This is a genomic window from Kitasatospora sp. NPDC057542 (assembly GCF_042801945.1).
In the GTDB taxonomy this organism is placed as follows: domain Bacteria; phylum Actinomycetota; class Actinomycetes; order Streptomycetales; family Streptomycetaceae; genus Kitasatospora.
The window spans coordinates 1-3,284 of sequence record NZ_JBHVFE010000688.1; the positions used below are offsets into that span (position 1 = coordinate 1).

The following is a 3,284-nucleotide window of genomic DNA, read 5'->3' on the forward strand; positions in this document are numbered from 1 at the left end:
GCGTGCCGGCGGGCTTCGCGCCGGGCGCGGCGGCTGCGACCGCCCCGGCACCGGTACCGCCGGTGCCGTCGGAACCGCCGGTCAGACCGCCGGAGGAGCCGCCGGTGAGGCCGGACCCGGACGAGGAGTCGCCGGTCGTACCGTCACCGGAACCGGTACCGCCGGTGGTGCCGGCGCCGTCGCCGGAGCCGGAGGACGTGGTGCCCCCGTTGCCGCTCGCGCCCTCGCCGCCCTCGGCCGGCGCAGTCGTCGGGGCGACCTGGTTGCCGGGCAGCTTGCCGTCCTGCGTCTCCACGTGCTTGGCGGCGTCCTGCGCCTGCTGGCGCTGGGCGCCGGTCAGCGCGAGGAAGCCGGCCGCCAGCTTGCCGGCCTCGAAGCCGTACACCTGGCCGCTGGTCGTCACCGTCCTCAGGAACTGGGAGACCGCCCCCGCCTTGGCCTGCGACAGGCCCTGGGTGGGCACCATCGCGTACTGCACGGTGGTCAGCGGGTAGGCCCGCTGGTCCCGCGAGAACGCCGTGTCGGCCGCGCCGTACGGCAGCTGCTGCACGCCGGTGGCCGGGTCGGTCGGCATGTCCGTCACCGCGGCCTGGAAGCCGGTGGTGTCCGGCGAGACGAACTGTCCGGCCGGGTTGAGCAGTTGGGCCTCGGGCAGGGAGAAGGCCTTCGCCTGGCCGGAGTCCATGATGGTGAACAGCGTCCGCTCGCCCTTCTGCATGGCGGGGCAGGCGGCGTGGGTGCCGTCACCGGAGACCGTCGCGACGGTGCAGTTGGGCGTGTTCTGCAGGAGCTTGCGCGCCATGTCGCCCAGCCCCATCGTGTTCGGGTTCCACTCGTACTGCTTCCACCGGTCGAACGGGTCCTTGGTGGCCCCGACGATGCCCGAGGAGTCCTGCCGGATGAAGGACTCGACCGGGTACCCGGAGAAGGCGGGACGCAGGTAGTAGGTGTTCACGTGCATGCCCCACGGGTCCGCCTCGCCGTCCAGGAACCGCACGGCGTCCGGATCCGACGCGATCCACGAGGTCAGCTGGTACACCAGGTCCGTGGTACCGCCGACGACCGTCGGACTGGAGTTGCCGGTGTTGCAGAAACCCGGCCAGGCCAGGCCGGAAGCCGGGGGCAGGGGGTTCAGCTTCTGGAACTCCGGGTCCGCGAAGACGCAGACCGGATTGCCCCGCACGGAGGCGATGTCAGCACCGTCCGGGGCGTAGGACTGGGTGAGCATCTTGGCCAGCAACCGCGCGTTGAGCCTCATGTCACGGATCTGCCGGCCCGACTTCGGATCGTCCACCACGAAGACCACCGAGATGCCGCTCGTCGCCAGTGGCGCGTAGACGTACGGCCTCGGCGGTGCCTGCCGGTCCGGCCTGGCGGTCAGTGCGATGTCCTTCCGGCCGCCGAGGAAGTCCTCCCTGGCCTGCGGTTCACCACCAGCCGAGCTGTACTGCAGCGCGAGCGGCGCCTCGCCCAGGCAGAGGCCGGCCCGCCACTGCTGCATGGCCCGGTTCGCCATCTCCAGACCGGCCAGCGTCATGTCGGCGGTCCGCTCCTTGCACGCGGCCGGCGTGGGCGCGAACTCCAGCGGGATGGCGATGTGGTTGTCCCACGCGCACTGCTCGCTGGTCGCCATGTTGTTCCAGACGTTGAGCCTGGCGTTGACGTTGTCGCTCGCCGTGGGGGCGAAGTCGCTGTACACGTCGGAGTCGTGGTTGTTGCAGTCGACGTCGCCCGCCGGGTTCCAGGTCGCGATGCTGTCCCCGCCGTAGTTCGGCACGACCACGATCGAACACTTGTGGTCGGCGTCGCAGCCCAGCGTCGGGCTCTGCACCGACGTCCAGACCTCGATGTTCGCGACCCCCGAACCGTCCGTGCCGGTCGGAGCGATGACCATGTTGCTCACGGAGAAGTCCGGCGTGGTCAGACCCGCCTCCGGCTTCTTCTGGTTGAAGCCCTTCGCCGGGTCCGCGTTGTACAGCGTGCTCCCGTAGCAGTCCGTGATCTTGGGGTCGTCACCCCGGCACTGGTAGACCCGGACCGGGTAACTGGCGTTGGGGTCGAGGACGGGCGTCAGCGTCACCGGTGAGCCGTAGGGGTCCACGGTCGGGGTGAACCCGGTCCAGGACACCTGGACGACCTGGTTGGTCAGGTTCTTCGTCTGGGAGACGGTGATGCTGCCGTTGTCCCCCTTCGACTGGGTCGCCGGGATCCAGATCTTCGGGCCCTTCACCGTCTTGGCGGACCCGGTCGCCGCGGTGGCCGGTGGCACCGCGCCCAGGCCGATCGGCACCACGCCGAGCGCGACCACCACCGACCACACCGACGCGATCGCCGGCAGCCGGCGTCTCCACCCCCCCGGTTCTCTCCGGACGGGCAATCGGACTCTCATGACGGGCACCTCCGTGCGGATCCGCGCCGCCGGGTGCGCGGCGCGAGGGGGATCGGGCTGCGGGCGCGACCGGCGATTCCGGTACACGTCCATTCGGCCCGCCGCACATGGCCGGATCCGGTCGCCCACGTGTACGAGGGCACAACGCGGCGACTCCGTGCCGGAATTGGGCGATCCACACGGGGAGGCCCGCACCTGACGGCGCGGGCCTCTCGGGGTCGGACGGCGTCAGCCGTTGACCGTCAGGGAGAAGGAGCCCACGGACTGGCCGTCGGTGAAGAACGTGGTGTTCAGCTTGGTGTCCAGGTACTGGGCGCCCACGGCGTCCACCGTGAAGTCGGACGCGTTGAGCGTCTGGGTGGTTCCGGTCTTCGCGGTCTGCAGCACGCCGGCCGGCGCCAGCAGCTCGACCGGCGCGGTGCCGCCCTCCGGCACGCCGGTGAGCCGCCAGCTGTCGGCGCTGAACGCGAGCTGCTTGAAGCGCACGCTCCTGCCGGTGAAGTAGTCGATGAACAGCAGGCTGCCGCCCAGCTGCACCTCGCCGTAGTAGCCCACGAGGTTGACCGAACCGCCGGCCACCGGGAAGGAGACCTTGAGGCCGTCGGCCGAGCTGTAGGAGACACCCGCGTCCGGCAGCGGGAGGACCACCACACCGTTCTGCGCCGCGGAGGACACGAAGGCGGTGCTCACGGTCGCCACGGCGTTGCCGGTGGGCGCGGCCGGCGCGGTGTCGGCGGCGGCCGCACCACTCAGACCGGTCACGGCGAGGGCGACCGCGACGCTGCCGGCCAGCAGCCGGGCGGAAGTACGGGACATGCTGAACTCCTTGGGAGAGGAATCGAGTTGGTGCTGGTGGAACACCGGTCGGACGGCCGGCGGCCACGGGCGCGAGGCC

The 3,284-nt window shown here is 71.1% G+C and carries 2 protein-coding genes; both read right to left on the bottom strand.

Features of this window, described 5'->3' with window-relative positions:
• On the bottom strand, nt 1-2,320 hold a 2,320-nt coding region (locus tag ACFU7Y_RS42105; RefSeq protein ID WP_380771718.1), incomplete at its 3' end, for a hypothetical protein.
• A 297-nt stretch (nt 2,321-2,617) separates the two neighbouring features.
• Complete coding sequence (locus tag ACFU7Y_RS42110) at nt 2,618-3,205, bottom strand: hypothetical protein (RefSeq protein WP_224283032.1); 588 nt, start codon at nt 3,203-3,205, stop codon at nt 2,618-2,620.
• Nucleotides 3,206-3,284: the final 79 nt, after the last annotated feature.

Excerpts from the sequence above, each read along its gene's own strand:
- ACFU7Y_RS42110 (WP_224283032.1), bottom strand. The coding sequence starts at position 3,205 with ATGTCCCGTACTTCCGCCCGGCTGCTGGCCGGCAGCGTCGCGGTCGCC.